This window comes from Lunatimonas sp. (assembly GCF_020832325.1).
Taxonomy (GTDB): Bacteria; Bacteroidota; Bacteroidia; order Cytophagales; family Cyclobacteriaceae; genus Lunatimonas.
This window is the reverse complement of the sequence record NZ_JAFIEU010000051.1, coordinates 22,124-40,807: the sequence shown is the minus strand read 5'-3', so window position 1 is coordinate 40,807 and position 18,684 is coordinate 22,124. Positions and strand designations below refer to the sequence as shown.

General features: G+C 46.7%; 16 protein-coding genes. 13 read left to right on the top strand and 3 right to left on the bottom strand.

Features of this window, described 5'->3' with window-relative positions:
* Window positions 1-16 precede the first annotated feature (16 nt).
* The 9 genes from JJU34_RS20290 (at window position 17) to JJU34_RS20250 (ending at window position 9,889) form a co-directional block, all read left to right on the top strand.
* Window positions 17-1,735, top strand: a complete 1,719-nt coding sequence (locus JJU34_RS20290; protein WP_366512733.1) for a HAMP domain-containing sensor histidine kinase — start codon at window positions 17-19, stop codon at window positions 1,733-1,735.
* Window positions 1,732-2,430 (top strand): response regulator transcription factor, encoded by a 699-nt coding sequence (locus JJU34_RS20285; RefSeq protein WP_228694258.1) that lies wholly within the window; start codon window positions 1,732-1,734, stop codon window positions 2,428-2,430. Before JJU34_RS20290 ends, JJU34_RS20285 begins: the two co-directional genes overlap by 4 nt.
* A 72-nt stretch (window positions 2,431-2,502) precedes the next feature.
* Entirely contained in the window at window positions 2,503-2,886 is a 384-nt protein-coding gene (locus JJU34_RS20280) for a RidA family protein (RefSeq protein ID WP_228694257.1), read from the top strand.
* Between the two features lie 105 nt (window positions 2,887-2,991).
* The gene (locus tag JJU34_RS20275; protein WP_228694256.1) at window positions 2,992-3,411 is read left to right on the top strand and encodes a hypothetical protein; all 420 of its coding nucleotides are present in this window, start codon (window positions 2,992-2,994) and stop codon (window positions 3,409-3,411) included.
* 245 nt (window positions 3,412-3,656) lie between these two features.
* Window positions 3,657-5,057, top strand: coding sequence for a class II fumarate hydratase (gene fumC / locus JJU34_RS20270; protein WP_228694255.1), 1,401 nt, complete (start codon window positions 3,657-3,659; stop codon window positions 5,055-5,057).
* A gap of 150 nt (window positions 5,058-5,207) precedes the next feature.
* The gene (locus tag JJU34_RS20265; protein ID WP_228694254.1) at window positions 5,208-5,822 is read left to right on the top strand and encodes a hypothetical protein; all 615 of its coding nucleotides are present in this window, start codon (window positions 5,208-5,210) and stop codon (window positions 5,820-5,822) included.
* A gap of 100 nt (window positions 5,823-5,922) precedes the next feature.
* On the top strand, window positions 5,923-7,623 hold the full coding sequence (recJ, locus tag JJU34_RS20260; protein ID WP_228694253.1) for a single-stranded-DNA-specific exonuclease RecJ: 1,701 nt from the start codon (window positions 5,923-5,925) through the stop codon (window positions 7,621-7,623).
* Window positions 7,624-7,626: 3 nt separating this feature from the next.
* Window positions 7,627-8,358: an LPS export ABC transporter ATP-binding protein gene (gene lptB, locus JJU34_RS20255; RefSeq protein ID WP_228694252.1), complete on the top strand. Its 732-nt coding sequence runs from the start codon at window positions 7,627-7,629 to the stop codon at window positions 8,356-8,358.
* A 13-nt stretch (window positions 8,359-8,371) separates the two neighbouring features.
* Window positions 8,372-9,889 carry a GH3 auxin-responsive promoter family protein gene (locus JJU34_RS20250; RefSeq protein WP_228694251.1) on the top strand — a complete coding sequence of 506 codons (1,518 nt, stop codon included), beginning with the start codon at window positions 8,372-8,374 and terminating at the stop codon, window positions 9,887-9,889.
* A 565-nt stretch (window positions 9,890-10,454) separates the two neighbouring features.
* Here the strand turns inward: JJU34_RS20250 and mazG are convergent.
* Window positions 10,455-11,273 (bottom strand): nucleoside triphosphate pyrophosphohydrolase, encoded by an 819-nt coding sequence (mazG, locus tag JJU34_RS20245; protein WP_228694250.1) that lies wholly within the window; start codon window positions 11,271-11,273, stop codon window positions 10,455-10,457.
* A 74-nt stretch (window positions 11,274-11,347) separates the two neighbouring features.
* Here mazG and JJU34_RS20240 point away from each other — a divergent pair, with 74 nt between their 5' ends.
* The 3 genes from JJU34_RS20240 to JJU34_RS20230 are packed head-to-tail and all read left to right on the top strand — an operon-like array spanning window position 11,348 to window position 14,188.
* On the top strand, window positions 11,348-11,578 hold the full coding sequence (locus tag JJU34_RS20240) for a hypothetical protein (protein WP_228694249.1): 231 nt from the start codon (window positions 11,348-11,350) through the stop codon (window positions 11,576-11,578).
* A 48-nt stretch (window positions 11,579-11,626) separates the two neighbouring features.
* Window positions 11,627-13,018, top strand: a complete 1,392-nt coding sequence (glmM, locus tag JJU34_RS20235) for a phosphoglucosamine mutase (protein WP_228694248.1) — start codon at window positions 11,627-11,629, stop codon at window positions 13,016-13,018.
* Window positions 13,019-13,042: 24 nt separating this feature from the next.
* Window positions 13,043-14,188, top strand: coding sequence for a cysteine desulfurase family protein (locus tag JJU34_RS20230; RefSeq protein WP_228694247.1), 1,146 nt, complete (start codon window positions 13,043-13,045; stop codon window positions 14,186-14,188).
* Here JJU34_RS20230 and JJU34_RS20225 read toward each other — a convergent pair.
* On the bottom strand, window positions 14,185-15,141 hold the full coding sequence (locus JJU34_RS20225) for a pyridoxal-phosphate dependent enzyme (RefSeq protein WP_228694246.1): 957 nt from the start codon (window positions 15,139-15,141) through the stop codon (window positions 14,185-14,187). The two genes, JJU34_RS20230 and JJU34_RS20225, sit on opposite strands and share 4 nt — an antisense overlap.
* 65 nt (window positions 15,142-15,206) lie before the next feature.
* Between JJU34_RS20225 and dgt the strand changes: the two genes are divergently transcribed.
* On the top strand, window positions 15,207-16,544 hold the full coding sequence (gene dgt / locus JJU34_RS20220) for a dGTP triphosphohydrolase (protein WP_228694245.1): 1,338 nt from the start codon (window positions 15,207-15,209) through the stop codon (window positions 16,542-16,544).
* A gap of 113 nt (window positions 16,545-16,657) precedes the next feature.
* Here the strand turns inward: dgt and JJU34_RS20215 are convergent, their stop codons facing one another.
* On the bottom strand, window positions 16,658-18,679 hold the full coding sequence (locus JJU34_RS20215) for a RagB/SusD family nutrient uptake outer membrane protein (protein ID WP_228694244.1): 2,022 nt from the start codon (window positions 18,677-18,679) through the stop codon (window positions 16,658-16,660).
* Window positions 18,680-18,684: the final 5 nt, after the last annotated feature.

Genomic DNA, 18,684 nt, shown 5'->3' with positions numbered 1-18,684 from the left:
TATCTGTTAAATTTGTATGATGTCAAGAACCAGAATCAAAACAGTCATACTGATCATGTCGTTGGCAACGCTTGGTCTGATCGGGTTTCAGTTTTACTGGGTAGGCAATGTATTGAAAATAAACAGAGAACGCTTTCAGCAAAATGTCTCGCAGGCATTGATGGCCACAGCGGACAAGCTTGAAAAAGGAGAAACTAGCGATATCCTCTTAAGCTCACTGATAGGGGATACGATATTTCAACAGACACTGTTTCAGCCCATAGAACCCATTCAGCTACAGGTGCGCAGGCATCAAGTGGCCATCCGGCGTCCATCGATGGTCGATTCCATGTTTAGCCAGCCCATCCCACAGATTTCGTCCACTTTTCAAAAGTTGATAGCTACCAAGGAAGGAGGTGTGGAAGATCCTCAGGTGTTGGAAAAATACCTCGAGCTGAGTCCCGCAGATGCGTCATCCCTTTTCACCCCCGATGAAATGGCGATTTTCCTTCAGGAAAAAGAGAAACATTTGGAGTTCATCAGTAAACAAGACCAATACAGCAATAAACGTAATTTTGCTTCCTACCGACAAGAAGTCATATTGGAGGAATACAACGTCTCCAGAGATGTAGCTGAGAAAATCGTACGTGCAAACATGAAGATTGGTTTGGTCGAAGTGGTCGTTCATCAACTACTCAGCCAAAGCCAGCGGGACATCTTTAGCCGATTAGATACTACACTGGTCAAACAGGAAATCAAAGAACAACTTCTGCGGCGCGGAATTGATACGCCGTTTGAACTAGCTATTCTAGAAAACAGCCAGCATGCAGTTGGTATTGGCCCCGTCAATGACCTCAAAACACTCGCGAGCAACGGTATTCGGGCCGAACTGTTCCCTAGCGACCTCGTAGGGCTGACCAATTTTCTGGTCATCAACTTTCCATTCGAAAAAAACTATCTTTTGCAGCAAATTTGGATACCTCTAGCAAGCTCGTTGCTTTTTCTTGCCATCATCATTTATTGCTTCGTGTACGCCATACGCGTAATATACCGCCAGAAAAAGGTTTCGGATATCAAAAACGATTTCATTAACAACATGACGCATGAGTTCAAGACACCTATTTCTACAGTAAGCCTTGCAATAGAAGCGCTGCAAGATCCAGACATCGGCCAACAGGATCGATTCAGAAACCGGTACCTGGGAATCATAAAGGAAGAAAACAAGCGCTTAGGCACGCAAGTAGAACAGGTACTCCAGGCCGCCGCACTGGACCGCAAAGAATTTACGCTCAAATTTGAAAAGATCAACCTTCTGGAATTAATTGATGATGCATGCTCTCATTTTGGCCTCATCGTAGAAAATAAAGGTGGCAACATTCAAGTGAGCTCCGACTTTCATCCGCCATTCATTGAAGCGGACGCATTTCACCTAGCAAACATACTGAACAATTTGTTGGACAACGCCAACAAATACAGCCCCGAAAAACCAAAGATTGAGATTTACGTTACTGAATCTGATGGCTATGTGCGGATTGCTATTCGAGACAACGGCATTGGCATGAACAAAGACGCCCTCAAAAAGATTTTTGACAAGTTTTATCGCGTTCCTACGGGCAACATCCATGACGTAAAGGGTTTTGGACTCGGTCTTTCCTACGTAAAAACCATGGTGGAAGCGCACCACGGCAGTGTCAACGTGGAGAGTGAACTAGGAAAAGGGAGTGTTTTCACCATAAATCTACCCATCACACAATGAGCAAACCAAAAGTATTATTGGCCGAGGACGACCCAAATCTGGGTGATATTCTACAGGAATATTTAACGATGAAAGGCTACGAAACCTTGTTGTGTAGAGATGGTGAAGAGGCGTGGAATCGGTTTAAAAAAGACACCTACCAACTATGTATACTGGACGTGATGATGCCCAAAAAAGACGGCTTCTCGCTAGGAAAGGAAATAAAAAAGGTGCAGGAGGATATCCCTATCATCTACCTTACCGCCAAAAACCTCAAAGAAGATGTGATCTCAGGTCTTAAAATCGGAGCTGATGATTATATTACCAAACCCTTCAGTATGGAGGAACTACTGCTACGGATCGCCGCCATCCTCCGGAGAACTAGGGTAAAAGAAGATAATACCAAGTCGCTGAAGACCTATCAATTCGGAAATTTCACCCTCCATTACGACCGGCAGATGCTGGAGAGTACTTTGGGCGAACACAAACTGACCTCGAAAGAGAATGAGCTACTGAAACTGCTGGCTTCGGAACTTAACCAAACTGTAAGCCGATCCCATGCGCTAAAGGTCATCTGGGGAGACGATAGTTACTTCAACGCACGCAGCATGGATGTATACCTCAGCAAAATCCGGAAGTTACTTAAGCCTGACCCTACGGTAGAAATCATCACCCTGCACGGAGAGGGATTCAAACTGGTAGAAACGACTGGATGAGGGTTCAATTTTCATTTTGAAATCTCTCATTTTCCATATGCATTTCGTATTTTTGGGCAAAACTCCAAACAAATGGCCAACGAAATCATTTTTACCGAAGAAGCTCCCAAACCCATCGGACCCTACAGTCAGGCTGTCAAGGCAGGCAATTCACTGTATGTTTCTGGCCAAATCGCCCTGGATCCACAAACCGGAGAGTTGATAAACGAAAATATCACCGAGGAAACCCACGCCGTAATGAAAAACATGGAGGCGGTCTTAAGAAAAGCAGGATACGGATTCCAAGATGTGGTGAAATGCTCCATCTTTGTCAGAAACATGGGAGATTTTGGTACTATCAACGAGGCCTATGGAGTCTATTTCAAATCAAACCCTCCTGCACGGGAAACCGTGGAAGTCAGTGGTCTCCCAAAAAACGTGCAGGTGGAAATTTCCTGCATTGCTGTCAAGGACTGAACCATTTTTCTCCACGAAAGTTATCTAGGCGTGAAATTCTTCCCATCACATAGTGAAATCCTCGTCTCGTCTCTGACATCTACTGAAATCAACAGAAGAATTTCATTGGTAACCAAAAAGGTTAATTTCCTAGAGCCTAGCTTTTCTGAAAAAGAGGTTCAAACTGTCTTCAATGGATCCATATCAGACAAGGGTTTTCACCTCTCAAAAGTCATCACACGTGCAGACAGTTTCCTCCCGCTCGTGCATGGCACCATTGAATCCAGCCTAAAAGGCAGCATACTTTTCATTGAGTACAGCCTTTTTCCGGGGTCTCGTTTCTTTTTGGCGTTTTGGTCGATCATTAGCCTACTGCTGGCAGTATTCTTCAGTGCTTTGTATGGAGACCATGCCGTAGGAGCACTTTGTCTAACGGCAGGAATGGGAAACTGGCTATTTTCCTGGTCCAACTTCAACCGAAAGGTCCGGGATACCAAGCAGACCCTGCACCGACTCCTTGACCTGCAAACGAAAGACCACCGCTAACTTGTCGGGAGGATAGCCTGCGCGAAAGCCAACTTTTCTGCTACAATCTATGGATTGTGACACCGAGGTTGTAATTTAGCTGTTCGATTAAAGCGACCCGGTAACTCAACCAAAAGACGAAATCGAGCGAGGCGCTTGAACCGCCAAAAGGGATGATCTACAGGCAGGCGAGACGGCTGCCGTAGCGGTGGATTTCCTATTCGCTGGCCGGCGAACACCTGATAACTGAAACCTATTATTAAAAGATGAACTATAGAATAGAACACGACACCATGGGACCCGTGGAGGTACCTGCAGAAAAATACTGGGGTGCCCAAACGCAGCGATCAATCAACAATTTCAAAATCGGCGGACCAAAGCATCAGATGCCATTGGAAATCATTCATGCGTTCGCTGTGTTAAAGAAAGCTGCTGCATTGACGAATGCCGAACTAGGCGTATTGGATACCGATAAAGCAACAATCATCGCAGATGTGTGTGATGAAATATTGGCGGGTGAACACGATAGCCAATTCCCCTTAGTGGTTTGGCAAACCGGTTCAGGTACCCAATCAAACATGAATGTAAACGAAGTCGTAGCCAACCGCGCTCATGTTAAGTTGGGCGGAGAACTGTCTGATGCAAAAAAGACCATCCACCCGAACGATGACGTGAACAAGTCACAGTCTTCCAACGATACGTTTCCGACCGCCATGCACATTGCTGCATATAAGATGGTGGTGGACACAACCATACCGGGAGTAGAAAAACTCAGGGATACCCTCAGGGAAAAATCACAGAAGTTCATGCAGGTGGTGAAGATCGGCAGAACCCACTTCATGGATGCGACTCCTCTTACACTGGGTCAGGAATTTTCGGGATACGTAGCCCAATTGGACCATGCGTTGCGAGCCATCAAAAACACCCTCCCCCACCTGTCTGAATTGGCTTTAGGCGGCACTGCGGTAGGCACAGGCCTTAACACTCCGAAGGGGTATGCTGAAAAGGTGGCTGAAAAAATCGCCGAGATTTCAGGAAATCCCTTCGTGACCGCTCCTAACAAATTTGAATCACTGGCCGCGCACGATGCCATGGTAGAGACACATGGCGCCTTGAAGCAGCTGGCTGTCAGCCTGATGAAGATAGCTAACGACATCCGCATGCTGTCTTCTGGCCCCAGATCCGGTATAGGTGAAATCCTCATTCCAGAAAACGAACCAGGATCTTCCATCATGCCGGGCAAGGTTAATCCTACCCAGTCGGAAGCCATGACCATGGTATGTGCACAAGTAATCGGCAACGATACGGCGGTGTCAATCGGTGGATCCAATGGTCATTTTGAGCTGAATGTATTCAAGCCCATGATGATCACCAACTTGCTGAACTCAGCCAGACTATTGGGCGATGCCTGCGTCTCCTTCAACGATAATTGTGCCATCGGCATCGAGCCAAATGAGCCCTTCATCAAACGGCACTTAGAAAACTCGCTAATGCTGGTAACGGCACTGAATCCACATATCGGGTATGAAAATGCTGCCAAGATTGCCAAAAAAGCCCACAAAGATGGCACCAGCCTACGGGAAGCTGCATTGGCCCTGGAGCTCTTGACCAACGAGCAGTTTGATGCTTGGGTAAAACCTGAGCGGATGATAGGCGGACTATCCTAAACAATGTATAGACGGGGGCAGATTGATTCTGCCCCTTGTTGTTTTAAAAAAACCAGGATTATTCGCTTCAAACGCAGAATACTTATTGATTTTTTGTAATTTGTAAGCATAAGTTTCGTTTTTTATCATAGCCTCAAAAAAGATATGCATATGAGCCTGATCAAATCCTTCTTTGCGCTGTCATTGATTACGGTATTTTTCTTTTCACCCGTAGACGCTATGGCCCAGCTATCCAAGCAAGAACGGAAGACCTGGAAAAAAACCAAACGTAAAATGAGTCCGGAGGAGCTAAAAAAACTGGTGGATGAAAGGACGTTTTTTTCCGCCCGGGCTGACTCCCTGGAAGCAGAAACTACCCGTATGCTAGGTACCTTGCGAGACCAACAAGCCTCCATGGACCGACTCCGAACCACCCAAGAACAACAAAATCAACAAATTGCCCAGCTTAAACAACAGCTATCTGAAGTCAACAAAACCGAACCGAAATCCCCATGGGACAAAGGTGTCGCCTTCAGGGTACAGTTTGGGGCATTCAAGGGACATGATATCAGCGACATGGTACAAGACAGCCCGGATTTGGAACTAGTGAAGGAAGATGGTTTTACAAAGTATGTACTCGGGCAATTCAGAAACTATGACAAAGCCGATGAACTCAAGCGATATCTCCGCAAGATCGGTGTGCAACATACGTGGATCGTGCCTTATAGAGATGGAAAACGGGTTCCGCTTGCAGAGGTACTGGACGAAGCTATGAAGGAAAAGTGAAGGCCTAAATCAGATACCCAAGAGGACTACATTTTTTGACCGGCAAATATTAATCCCAACCTCATGCCGCCCAAGGCCTAATCTTTCGTAATTTCGCCCTATGGATTTTAGGTGGAAAATCAAGCATAAAGCAAACCCTAGCCAAGTAGAGCATCTCAGCCAGGAAATCAACGTGAACCCTACCCTTGCCAATATGTTGGTAAACAGAGGGGTGGTTGATTTTCAGACAGCCAAAGATTTTTTCAGGCCCGATTTAGACAAGTTACACGACCCTTTCCTCATGAAGGACATGGATTTGGCGGTAGATCGCATTATTCAAGCCGTCGAAAGGGAAGAAAAAATCCTGGTATACGGAGACTACGACGTAGACGGCACCACCTCGGTCGCCCTTTTCTATGGATTCCTAAAGGAATTTTACGATCGGGTGGACTACTATATTCCGGATAGATACAAAGAGGGTTACGGCATTTCAGAAAAAGGGGTGAAATATGCCGCCGAAAACGGTATAAGCTTGGTGGTATCCCTAGACTGCGGCATCAAAGCGCTGGACAAGATCGATTTGGCCAACACGCTGGGGGTGGATTTCGTCATCTGCGACCACCACACTCCCGGCGAGACCCTGCCAAAGGCGGTGGCCATCTTGGACCCTAAACGCAGCGACTGTGGTTATCCCTACAAAGAGTTGAGCGGCTGCGGCGTGGGGTTCAAACTGATACAGGCCTATTCACAAAAAACCGGTAGAAATCCTGCCTCGCTATATAGCTACCTAGACCTTTTGGCTGTAAGTATCGCCTCAGATATTGTCCCCATTAGCGGGGAAAACCGCGTGCTTGCCTACTATGGATTGGACCGCATCAATAACAATCCCCGTCCCGGCCTAAAAGCGTTGATCCTAAAGGGCAAAGTGGAAAAAGATATAGACATAACCGACATTGTATTTAAGATCGGCCCCCGAATCAATGCTTCCGGCAGGATCGAACACGCCAAGGCTTCCGTGGAGTTATTGCTATCCAAAGACTTGGAGGGTGCAATACGAAAAGCCGAACTGGTAGAAGACGTTAATGCCACGCGGAAAAACTTTGACGAAAACATCACCAAAGAAGCACTGCAAATGATCGAAGACCGGGAATCACTTGGAAGCTATCGGACCACAGTGCTTTTCAAAGAAGACTGGCACAAGGGTGTGATCGGCATAGTGGCTTCCCGATGCATAGAGAAATTCTACAGACCTACCATCATCCTGACGGAATCCAACAACAAAGCAACCGGTAGTGCCCGCTCCGTCTACGATTTTGATATCTATGAGGCCATACAGGAATGTAGTGAACTCCTGGATCAATTCGGCGGCCATAAATATGCGGCAGGACTGACTCTGGCAGTAGGCAATGTTCCGGCTTTTCAAGCGAAATTTGAACAGGTAGTCCGCACCCGTATCCGTGAGGAACACCTCAGACCGACACTGGAAATCGACGATGAGCTGCTTCTGGATCAGATTAATTACAAGTTTTTCAACATCCTCAAGCAGATGGCACCTTTCGGACCTGGAAATCCCGAGCCGGTTTTCTGCGCAAATCAAGTCTACGCTGAAAACGTTCGGGTACTCAAAGAAAAGCATTTGAGGTTCGAAATTGTGCAGGATGGTCAGCAGACCCGACCTGTTTGTATAGGATTTGGATTTGGCAAGTATTACGACTTCCTAAATAGCAAGATGAGGTTCAACATCGCTTTCGAGGTTCGGGAGAATACCTTTAGAAATACCAGCAGCCTACAACTTTACGTGAAAGACATCAAATTTGACTAGCCCATGATATTGAAAGCGGAAAACCTGATAAAAGTTTACAAGGGCCGAAAGGTGGTCAATGATATTTCCGTCAAAGTGGAACAGGGGGAAATTGTGGGCCTACTCGGTCCAAACGGTGCCGGAAAAACCACCTCTTTTTACATGATCGTCGGACTGATCAAACCCAATGAGGGGAAAGTTTTCCTCGACCAAACCGACATTACTCCCCTGCCCATGTACCGGCGAGCAAAACTTGGTATCGGATACCTCGCACAAGAGGCCTCAGTATTCCGGAAGCTTTCGGTAGAGGAAAACCTACTTGCTGTACTGGAAATGACCAAGCTTCCCAAAAAAGAACAAAAAGAGCGAGTAGAAAGCCTCTTGGAAGAATTTAGTCTAACCCATGTCCGGAAAAACCTCGGAATGGTACTTTCCGGCGGTGAACGGCGAAGAACGGAAATCGCTCGCGCTCTAGCGGTTGACCCCAAATTTGTTCTGCTTGATGAGCCTTTTGCAGGCGTGGATCCGATAGCCGTGGAAGAGATACAGTCCATCGTAGCCAAACTGAAAAACAAAAATATCGGAATCCTGATAACGGATCATAACGTAAATGAAACCCTTTCCATCACAGACCGTGCCTACCTGATGTTTGAGGGCCGGCTCTTGAAAGCCGGAACTGCTGAAGAACTGGCGGCCGATGAACAGGTAAGAAAAGTATATCTTGGCAAGCATTTTGAACTGAAGAGAAAAATCTAACCCCGAGGAAACCATGGAAGTGATAAATTCGCTAATGACCTGGATATTGAAACACCGCATTCGCCAAATAGAGCGGTTTAAAAACAATCCCCATGAGGTACAGGACGAAATACTTTTGAAATTAATCAGCACAGCAAAGAAAACCCAATTTGGTAAAAAGTACGGTTTTAGCCACATATCCTCTTACGAAGATTTTGCCCGCCAAGTGCCTACACACGACTATGAAGGCATCAAGCCCTACATTGAACAGACCATGAGGGGCGAAAACAACGTTATCTGGCCCACGGAGGTTACATGGTTTAGCAAATCTTCAGGTACGACTTCTTCGAGGAGTAAGTTTATCCCTGTCACCGAGGAATCTCTTGAGGAATGCCACTATAAAGGTGGAAAGGATATGCTCTCACTATATATCAACAACTATCCAGATACCAAGCTATTTACCGGCAAAAGTCTCTCGATAGGTGGAAGCCATCAGATCAACCCACTGGACGAAAACAAGAACAGCAAATACGGTGATATTTCGGCTGTAATCATGCAGAACCTCCCCTTGTGGGCGCAGTTGGCCAGAACCCCAAGCCTTGAGACTGCACTGATGGACGAATGGGAAGCCAAGATCCAAAAAATGGCCGAGGAAACACTAAAGGAAAATGTCACCAGTCTGACCGGCGTTCCTACTTGGACTCTCGTACTCCTTCAGCGGATTTTGGAGATGACTGGCAAGAACAATATCTCTGAAGTATGGCCAAACCTGGAGGTGTTTTTTCACGGTGCAGTGGCATTTGGCCCCTATAGGTCCCTATTCAAGGCCCTGATTCCATCTCCTGGCATGCGCTATATGGAAACCTACAATGCTTCAGAGGGTTTTTTCGGTATACAGGATCAGAAAGAGTCCGAAGAGCTGTTACTTATGCTTGATTATGGCGTGTATTACGAGTTTATCCCCATGGAAGAATGGGGCAAAGAAGACCCCTGTATCATTCCGCTGGAAGCGGTAGAAGCAGGACAAAATTACGCCATTCTCATCAGTACAAATGGCGGCCTGTGGCGATACAAAATAGGCGACACGGTAAAATTCACCTCTACGAGCCCCTATCGGATCAAGATTTCTGGACGAACCAAGCATTTCATCAATGCGTTTGGCGAGGAGATCATCGTCGAGAATGCCGAGCGGGCTATCGAAATGGCCTGTGAGGCCACCGACGCCACGATAACCAACTTTACCGCTGCACCGGTTTATTTTTCAGAGAATAAAAATCAAGGTGCGCACGAATGGATCATCGAATTCGCGAAAAATCCATCCGACGCAGAACTTTTCAAATCCCAACTGGATGAACATCTTCGGAACATAAATTCTGACTACGATGCCAAGCGATACCATGACATGGTGCTAAAAAAGCCGATAATCCATTTTGCAACTGCCGGAACTTTCGAAAAGTGGCTCAAATCCAGGGGAAAACTCGGCGGACAAAATAAAGTGCCAAGACTTTCCAACAATCGGGAATATATCGATGATATCCTAAAATGGTTATAGTACCATTTTAGGAAATTTTCCAAAACAAAACTACCCTAAAAATAGTTGCGACCCATTCTTACCTGCCAAAAATTTCTACGGAATACTCCACTAAATATCGCAAAAAATAGCCTATACGGCACCTATTCGAAGATTGTAAAAAACAAGCTTTTTTGTCCACATTTATCCACACTTATCCACATAACATTAGGGTAATATGTTAATTGTTTGATTATCAATGATATATATTGATATTTGAAAAATACAATTTGTGGATAACCTATTGTGATTGAATAGATAAAAAAACGAATGTCCAAAATCAAATGTATTTCAAAGAATATTTTTTGCTTTTTGAATTCGGAAAATTTACGCTCGAATTCACAGGGATATGCTTTTTTCTAAGACAACCATGTGGTGCTTCTTTTTCCAGGTCGAACATCTTTCCTCAGCGTCCGAGCGAGATTTAAACAAAAAAACAAGCGCAACAGTATTTTAACCCACACAGCCAATCTATAGCTGGATTACCTCCACTCTGGAAATCGGCACGGAAAATCTTCAAAACACGGATAAATCCGACAGCGTTTGATTACTCTAGCTGACCTTCAGTACGCTTTGCCCGCTCCCAATAAATATCCATTTCTGCCAAACTCATATCCTCAATGCGCTTACCATCTTTGGCTGACTCCCGCTCCAAAAACTGAAAACGCTGAATAAACTTCCGGTTCGTTCTCTCCAATGCTTCCTCGGGATTAATATCTATAAAGCGGGAATAATTGATAAGCGAAAAAAGCAGGTCCCCAAATTCAGCGGTGGCCTCCTCTCGATTGATCTCACCGGCTTCCCCTGCGTAAGCTGTCTTGAATTCACCCATCTCCTCCTCTACTTTGTCCCAGACCTGCTCTGCACTATCCCAGTCAAATCCCACACCTCGGGCCTTTTCCTGTATGCGCATTGCCTTGATCAAAGCAGGTAGCGACCGAGGTACTCCACCCAATACAGATTTGTTTTTCTGCCCTTTTTCGAGGAGCTTAATCTTCTCCCAATTTTGCTTTACCGCCTCTTCGTCTTCGGCATGCACGTCTCCGTAAATATGTGGGTGCCTCCGTATTAGCTTTTCGTTTAGACTATTGATCACATCCGCGATATCAAAAGCCTGCTGCTCCGACCCAATACGTGCATAAAATACGATATGCAACAAGATATCCCCAAGCTCCTTTTTTATTTCCTGCAAATCTGCATCCAAGATGGCATCGGATAATTCGAATGTTTCTTCAATGGTCAGATGCCTCAGGCTTTCCAAGGTCTGCTTTCTATCCCAAGGACATTTTTCACGCAGCTCATCCATGATATCCAATAAGCGGCCAAAGGCTTCTAGCTGGGAACTCCGTTCGGGTTTGATTGACATAGGCGCTTGGGAAACTATTCAGAAAATACGTACGTTTTGAAAGTATTCCGTAAATTTGTAGAAATAAATTTGATATGGCAACTGTATATCTCACCCTAGGCTTCATCGCCCTGTTTTTCATCTTAATGTCCGTTAGGCTTATCTTTCTAAAGAACGGTGAGTTTAAAGGAACCTGCGCTTCGCAAAATCCCTACCTAAACAAAGATGGGGGCACTTGTGGGTATTGCGGGAAAAAGGTTGAATCCGGGGATGCCTGTGGGAATCCAGACAACGAGGTGGACAAGGTACTGGCCAGATTTAAATAATAGCATTATTGAAATTTCTTTTTTTGACAGCATTTTAACGTACTTTCTGTGGCATTAATCAAGTCTATTTCCGGCATTAGAGGAACTATTGGCGGCAAAAGTGGTGAAGCGCTTACCCCTATTGATATTGTAAAGTTTGCCGCAGCCTTCGGTTCTTGGGTTATTGAAAAATCAAACAACCGGAAAATTGTAATCGGAAGAGATGCACGTATCTCAGGCCCCATGGTGTCCCAACTTATTACAGCAACGCTTCAAGGTTTGGGTATCGAAGTGATAGACCTTGGCCTTAGCACCACCCCAACCGTTGAACTGGCAGTTCCCTGCGAAAACGCCGGAGGAGGTATCATCATCACTGCGAGCCACAACCCAATCCAATGGAACGCTCTAAAATTGCTCGGAAGCACGGGAGAATTTATCAGCGACGAAGATGGGAAAGTGGTTCTTGAAAAAGCCGAGAAAGATAATTTTTCCTTCGCCACCGTTAAAAAATTGGGGAAATACACGCCAAAAGACGATTACCTGGACATCCACATCGAACACGTACTAAATTTGGACATAGTGGATACCGAGGCAATTGCTGCTAGGAATTTCAAGGTTGTGGTGGATTGCGTAAATTCCACTGGAGGTATCGTAATCCCCAAGCTTCTCAGAGCATTGGGCGTATCCATAGTAGAAGAGCTTTACTGCGAGCCCAACGGAGACTTCCCCCATAACCCAGAACCTTTGCCCGAAAACCTTCGGGATATCGCCAAAAAACTAGAAAATGGTAATTTTGATCTGGGTATAGTCGTGGATCCGGACGTTGATCGACTGGCCTTTTTCTGCGAAGACGGTAGCTTCTTTGGGGAGGAATACACCATTGTAGCAGTAGCTGACTACGTGCTTTCTCAGACCCCTGGCAATACGGTATCCAACCTGAGCTCCTCCCGTGCCCTAAAAGATGTAACCTTGCGCCGTGGCGGCGAGTATCATGCGTCAGCGGTCGGCGAAGTAAACGTAGTCCACAAGATGAAGGAAGTAAATGCAATCATCGGTGGTGAAGGCAATGGAGGGGTTATCTACCCAGCTTCACACTATGGACGGGATGCCTTAGTAGGCATTGGATTATTCCTTACTCATTTGGCTCAATTTGGCAAATCTGCCAGCAGATTGAGAGCGACCTATCCAAACTATCATATCTCTAAAAATAAAATAGAGCTGACCGCAGGGATAGACATGGACCGAATCCTAGATGCGATCAAGCTAAAATACAAGAAACACCATATCATCGACATAGACGGTGTCAAAATAGAATTTGAAAAAGAGTGGGTACACTTACGAAAATCAAATACGGAACCGATCATCCGGATTTATTCTGAATCTGACAGTCAGGCTACGGCGGAGCATTTGGCCAATAAGATCATATTGGATATCAAAGAGGTGATTTCAGAGACCATTTGAACCAAGCATCCCAATCAAGTACGAATGAACAAAACCACAGCAATCTATCTGGATAATGCGGCTACCACTTCATTAGACGAACGGGTTTTGGAAGCCATGCTTCCTTACTTGAGAAATCACTTTGGAAACCCCTCCTCGGTGCACAAGCACGGCAGGGAAGTCCGAGTAGCCATCGAAAAAGCCAGAAAGACGGTTGCGTCTCTATTAAACGTCAGTCCCGGAGAAATATTCTTTACTTCAGGAGGAACAGAGGCCGATAATACTGCTATTCATGGGGCAGTGGAGGCACTGGGCCTAACCCAAATCATCAGCTCGCCATTGGAACACCATGCGGTGTTGCATGCCGCTGAAGTATGTGCACACGCGAAAAAAATTCCTCTTAGGCTGCTCCATGTAGACGGAACAGGCAATTTAGATGTGGACCAGTTAGCCACGCTTCTCGAAGAAAACCCAAAGAGCTTGGTAACGTTGATGGAGGGGAATAACGAAATAGGAAATCTGACGGACCTACAGGTCATTGGAGATCTCTGTAAACGCTTCGGGGCTTTTTTTCACTCCGACACCGTGCAGACCGTAGGGCACTTCCCCCATAACCTTAGATCTCTTCCGGTAGATGCAATCTCAGCGGCAGCACACAAGTTTCACGGCCCAAAAGGTGTGGGTTTTCTCTATGTAAAAAAAGATCGGCGGATTAAACCCTACTTACATGGTGGCTCTCAAGAACGAAACATGCGTGGGGGAACTGAAAATGTCCCTGGAATCATGGGGCTTGCCAAGGCATTAGAACTCGGATATGCGGAAATGGACGCGCACACTGCACACATCAAACAGCTAAAATCCCATTTTATCCAACGCATGCGGCACCTCATCCCTGGAATACAATTCAATGGAAAATCCGGAGACTTGGATCAAAGCCTGTATACCGTAGTAAGTGTCAGCTTCCCGCCATCACCTTCCAATCAGGGAATGTTGCTGTTCAATCTGGATCTTAGCGGTATTTCGGCTTCCGGAGGATCTGCCTGCAGCAGCGGAGCTGTACTAGGCTCACACGTACTCCAAGCACTTAACGCATCCCCGGAAAGGGAATCGGTCAGGTTTTCATTTAGCCGATTTAACACCTTGGAAGAGCTTAACTACACCGTAGAAAAACTACAGGAACTTTATACCTAAAAGGGCAACTTACCTAAGTCAACGTTTCCTCCTGAGAGAATTACACCCACTTTTTTCCCGTTAAAGTATGCAGGATACTTGATTACCACTGCCAACGGCACCGCACAACTTGGTTCAATGACGATTTTCATTCGCTCGTAAACCAACCGCATCGCTGCAATAATTTCTTCGTCGCTAGCGGTAAGAACATCCGTTACGTAACGGCGTATGATTTCCCAGTTGAGATTGCCAAGCGAAGTTAACAGCCCATCAGCAATGGTTTTTGGGTTCTTCATCGGGATCAGTTGATCTGCCTGAAAGGAGCGGTAAGCGTCATCTGCACCTTCCGGTTCCGCCCCATAGACTTTGCACTTTGGCGCCAAGTAGTGCGTGGTCAGTGCCGTGCCACCAAGCAAGCCGCCGCCGCCGACTGGCGCCACCAAAGCGTCCAAGGAGAGCTCCTCCTCCCATATCTCCAACGCACAAGTGGCCTGACCCTCTATCACATCCAGGTGATCGTACGGTGGAATAAACGCAGCCCCTGTATCGGCGACCACTTCATCCAAAGTGCGCTGACGGGCTTCGAGCGTAGGCTCGCAAAAAATGATCTGTCCACCGTAACTCTCCACCGCTTTCTTCTTGATCTCCGGAGCTGTAGATGGCATCACAATGTAAGATTTAATCCCAGCAGCACTCGCTGCGCGTGCAAGCGCCGCGGCATGGTTCCCGCTCGAATGGGTTGCTACACCCCGACTCCGTTGTTCGGAACTTAATTTGAGCACAGCATTAGCTGCACCTCGCGCTTTAAAAGCTCCCACTTTTTGGAAATTTTCACACTTAAAATATATTTCGCACCCGGCTAGGTGATCGATAGCTGAATTTGTCAGTATCGGGGTCCGGTGAATCATCGGCTGTATGCGCGCATGAGCCATACGGATGTCCGGCAGCGTAGGAAAGGTGGTCTTGGAAGTCATGACTACAGTTCGGTTGAGAAACCCAAAGGTAAGCGTTCCCAAGAAAAAATCGTATTTTTGACGCCATGATGAAATGGGAAAATCTGCTCAGGCCCCTGGGGCTGAACAGCCAAACTGCAAGTGGTGCACTGCTATCAAGAAGTATCTTTGAGCGTGACTTTGATCGAATTGTATTTTCGGCTCCATTCCGCAATCTGCAGGACAAAACCCAGGTCTTCCCCTTGCCGGAAGACGACTTTGTACATACCCGTCTGACTCATAGTTTGGAAGTGGCTTCGGTGGGCCGCTCACTTGGAAAAACAGCCGGTGAATTTCTGTTAGAGAAATACCCGGAGATAGCCTCTGCTCACCTGCATGCGGGCGATATCGGAGCCATCGTATCAGCGGCAGCACTCACACATGATATCGGAAACCCACCATTCGGGCATGCCGGAGAGGAGGCCATATCCGATTTTTTCAAATTCCACCCCTATGGACAGGTATGGAAACCGCTTCTCGCCGATGCAGAATGGGAAGACATGGTACGTTTTGAAGGCAATGCTCAGGGATTTCGCATGCTGGTAGCTAGGGAAAACGGCATTCGCATCTCAGCGGCAACACTGGCGGCTTTTACCAAATACCCTCGACCTGCCCTAATAGATGAAGAATTTCCCAAAAGAAGGAGTCAAAAAAAGTTTGGCTTTTTTACTGCTGAATTGGACACCTACCGGATTGTCGCAGAGGGACTTGGCATCAATGCACTGGGTAAACAGGCATGGGTAAGACATCCGTTGGCTTTTCTGGTTGAAGCTGCGGACGATATATGCTACAGCATCATAGACCTAGAGGATGGCTGCACATTGGGATTGGTACCCTTAAATCAGGTAATTGACCTACTAGCAACCATCATCGGTGACCGTTTTTCCGCTAAGAAGCTCAATGAGTACCCCAGCGATAAACAAAAGCTGGGTATCCTTCGAGCCATGGCCATACAGCAATTGGTTGCGGAAACGGTAGACGCGTTCCAAATGTACGAAGCGGCTATGCTAGAGGGCACATTCGATCGGGCATTGACTGACACGCTCCCTTCTGCTAAGGTATTGGAAGAAATAGGAAGGCTTTCGGTAGAGAAAATCTATCGTTCCCAGCCGGTTCTTGAAAAAGAGGCTGCAGGTTTTCAGGTATTGGAAGGATTGTTGGAGGTATTTTCAAAAGCCCTATGGCACAAATTTCACGAAGGCTCCCGGTTTTCTGGTAGGGACAAGAGTATCTTGAGGCTTCTCCCGCAAGGCTTCCCATTGACGGCCGAGGTCCATCCCTATTTGAGACTTCGGGCTTTGATGGATTTTGTTTCGGGCATGACCGATAAGTATGCCTTGCTGTTGTATCAACGGGTAAAAGGCATTACTCTTCCGGGAAACTGATTTCCTACTGCTGTCTTGGCCGACAAAATACCTTCGCCATTTTGGTCCAGATTGAAACGTACATGCATAAAAATACCCCCGAGGAAATCCCGGGGGTAATTAATTTGGCTAGATTATTCTCCAATCGCCCGCATGGGATCTTGATTAGGCGCTCCAGCAGGCTGCACCACGTGGGTCAGCGGTTCTATATTACTCTCTGCACCGTTGTAGCCGGTGGTCTGATTCAATGTTGCTTCCACGTTACCAACTAAGTAAGGCTGGTATACCGGCCAATAAACGTGCATGGGATCCATGGTATATCGGGTAGTATTGTAAGTGGCCCAACGTACCTCATCGCGGAAAAAACTGTTCTTCTCCATCATGCGGTCGTAGTAAAAACTATTCGCGGAAATGGATTTTTCGATATCATTTCCTGTGATAGAGTAGGTTTTGCCGTTATACGCAGTCTTGCCGGTCTTGGCAAATATCACCGAAATACGTACCAGCTCGTCGTGACGGTATTCTTCGCCATACAATTCCCGCGCCCTTTCATCCAAAACTGCACCAATGCCTTCTGCTTGTAGGTCTCCCACGGTGTACATGTGGATGGCATTTGCCCGACGGCGTATGGTATTAATATCCTCGGCAGCACCTGCATAATCGCCCATCCATACCCGCGCTTCAGCGCGCAGAAGGTAAACCTCAGCCATTCGTAGGATATACATGTCCATCTTCCCGCTATCCTGCCTGTCTGGACGTGCCTCTAGGTTAACAGAATAAAACTTGTACCTTGGGTATCCGAACCAGCAACGAATGGTATCTTGGCAGGTTAAGTTTCCATTGTTATCGTAAAGGCGAAGCGGCTGCAGGTAAAAGGGGCTACCGTCATCCCTAAGGGATGGGTTGTCATAGAGCACATCTTCCATTTCAAACCAGTTTAGGTCTTTGTGCCGGTAGTCTTGCTCATCCACCTCGCCCTTGAAATTCCAGATATCGTACTGCGAATAGTTGGTAGGCCGGGCAAACCCTTGGCTACGCCCCCATTTTTTCATCATACGGCCCCTCGCATCTGCCGTAGTAGCTTGCACATCGGTCCCGATGCGAGTAGTTCCGGGCTCCCACACACCCAAGTTGGTGCTCACAAAATTAGGGCCCCAAGCCCTTATACGGGCTGCCTGACCTTGGGTACCTAGGATAAAGGGCTCATTCACCACTAACCAAATACCTTCCGGATTACTGGTCTTTTGTGCACCCCGGTCCATGTGCAAGTAGTTAACCGCATCTGCCGGCGCAAAACCACTCCTACCGGGCAAAGGGTTACCCGTATTCGGGTTGTTTGTATTGGCTACCTCAACTTGAGTTACCCCTGCGGGGATCATCTCATCGGTAAATAGTCGGGATTGTCCATCGTTGATGACATCGGTCATCAGCTGCTCCGCATCGGCAAAGCGCTCATTCAACATATAGTACTTCGCTAACAGCACGCGCACCGCATCTTTTGGGGCTTGCCCTATCGGCAACTGGTTTTTGGGCTTCACATGTTGTACTGCAAATTCCAAATCAGTGATCATTTGATCCCAAATCCCCTGCATATGAAACACCTTGAAATCCCTTCTGGCTTCCGTAACTACGTTCAGCGGAAAGGCCACGTTTCCGAACTGCATGGTCAGCTGAAGGTAAAAGAACGCCCGTAAGAAATAGGCAGACCCCAGTAAGTGGTTTCTGTCTGCATTTGCAGCACCATTTGGCCAGTCGGGCAAATCAATGTAGTCAATCACCGTATTGGCCTTTTTGATGTGGTTATAATTCTCCGCATAGAAAGATAGAGTTCGGCCTGCGTCATTGTTACGTGAATTGGTCGGGGTGGCATAGGTTCGTAAATCTACAAATGCGTCCGGCTTGTCGGTTGATGCCACGACAGAAGCATCGCTCATGTTATGGTTAAACATCAATTCACGGGTATCCCCATTCCACTGCATCATCACACCACGAAGCGCTCCATCCAAGGCAGTTTGAAGTCCGGCTGCATCCGTATAGGTGTTTTCCGGGCTCAAAAAGGAGAGCGGCTTCTCGTCAAGAAAATCATCGCTACAGGACGCTCCAAAAAAAAGGAGCCCAACAATGATAAATCGATTAAGTATTTTTGAATAATTCATTTTCA

Bases quoted from the DNA above. Each gene is read 5' to 3' on its own strand.
- JJU34_RS20280 (WP_228694257.1), top strand. From the start codon at position 2,503: ATGGCCAACGAAATCATTTTTACCGAAGAAGCTCCCAAACCCATCGGA.
- recJ (WP_228694253.1), top strand. From the start codon at position 5,923: ATGGATTTTAGGTGGAAAATCAAGCATAAAGCAAACCCTAGCCAAGTA.
- JJU34_RS20285 (WP_228694258.1), top strand. From the start codon at position 1,732: ATGAGCAAACCAAAAGTATTATTGGCCGAGGACGACCCAAATCTGGGT.
- mazG (WP_228694250.1), bottom strand. From the start codon at position 11,273: ATGTCAATCAAACCCGAACGGAGTTCCCAGCTAGAAGCCTTTGGCCGC.
- JJU34_RS20240 (WP_228694249.1), top strand. From the start codon at position 11,348: ATGGCAACTGTATATCTCACCCTAGGCTTCATCGCCCTGTTTTTCATC.
- JJU34_RS20225 (WP_228694246.1), bottom strand. From the start codon at position 15,141: ATGACTTCCAAGACCACCTTTCCTACGCTGCCGGACATCCGTATGGCT.
- JJU34_RS20250 (WP_228694251.1), top strand. From the start codon at position 8,372: ATGGAAGTGATAAATTCGCTAATGACCTGGATATTGAAACACCGCATT.
- lptB (WP_228694252.1), top strand. From the start codon at position 7,627: ATGATATTGAAAGCGGAAAACCTGATAAAAGTTTACAAGGGCCGAAAG.
- JJU34_RS20290 (WP_366512733.1), top strand. From the start codon at position 17: ATGATGTCAAGAACCAGAATCAAAACAGTCATACTGATCATGTCGTTG.
- fumC (WP_228694255.1), top strand. From the start codon at position 3,657: ATGAACTATAGAATAGAACACGACACCATGGGACCCGTGGAGGTACCT.
- JJU34_RS20215 (WP_228694244.1), bottom strand. From the start codon at position 18,679: ATGAATTATTCAAAAATACTTAATCGATTTATCATTGTTGGGCTCCTT.
- JJU34_RS20230 (WP_228694247.1), top strand. From the start codon at position 13,043: ATGAACAAAACCACAGCAATCTATCTGGATAATGCGGCTACCACTTCA.
- JJU34_RS20265 (WP_228694254.1), top strand. From the start codon at position 5,208: ATGAGCCTGATCAAATCCTTCTTTGCGCTGTCATTGATTACGGTATTT.
- dgt (WP_228694245.1), top strand. From the start codon at position 15,207: ATGATGAAATGGGAAAATCTGCTCAGGCCCCTGGGGCTGAACAGCCAA.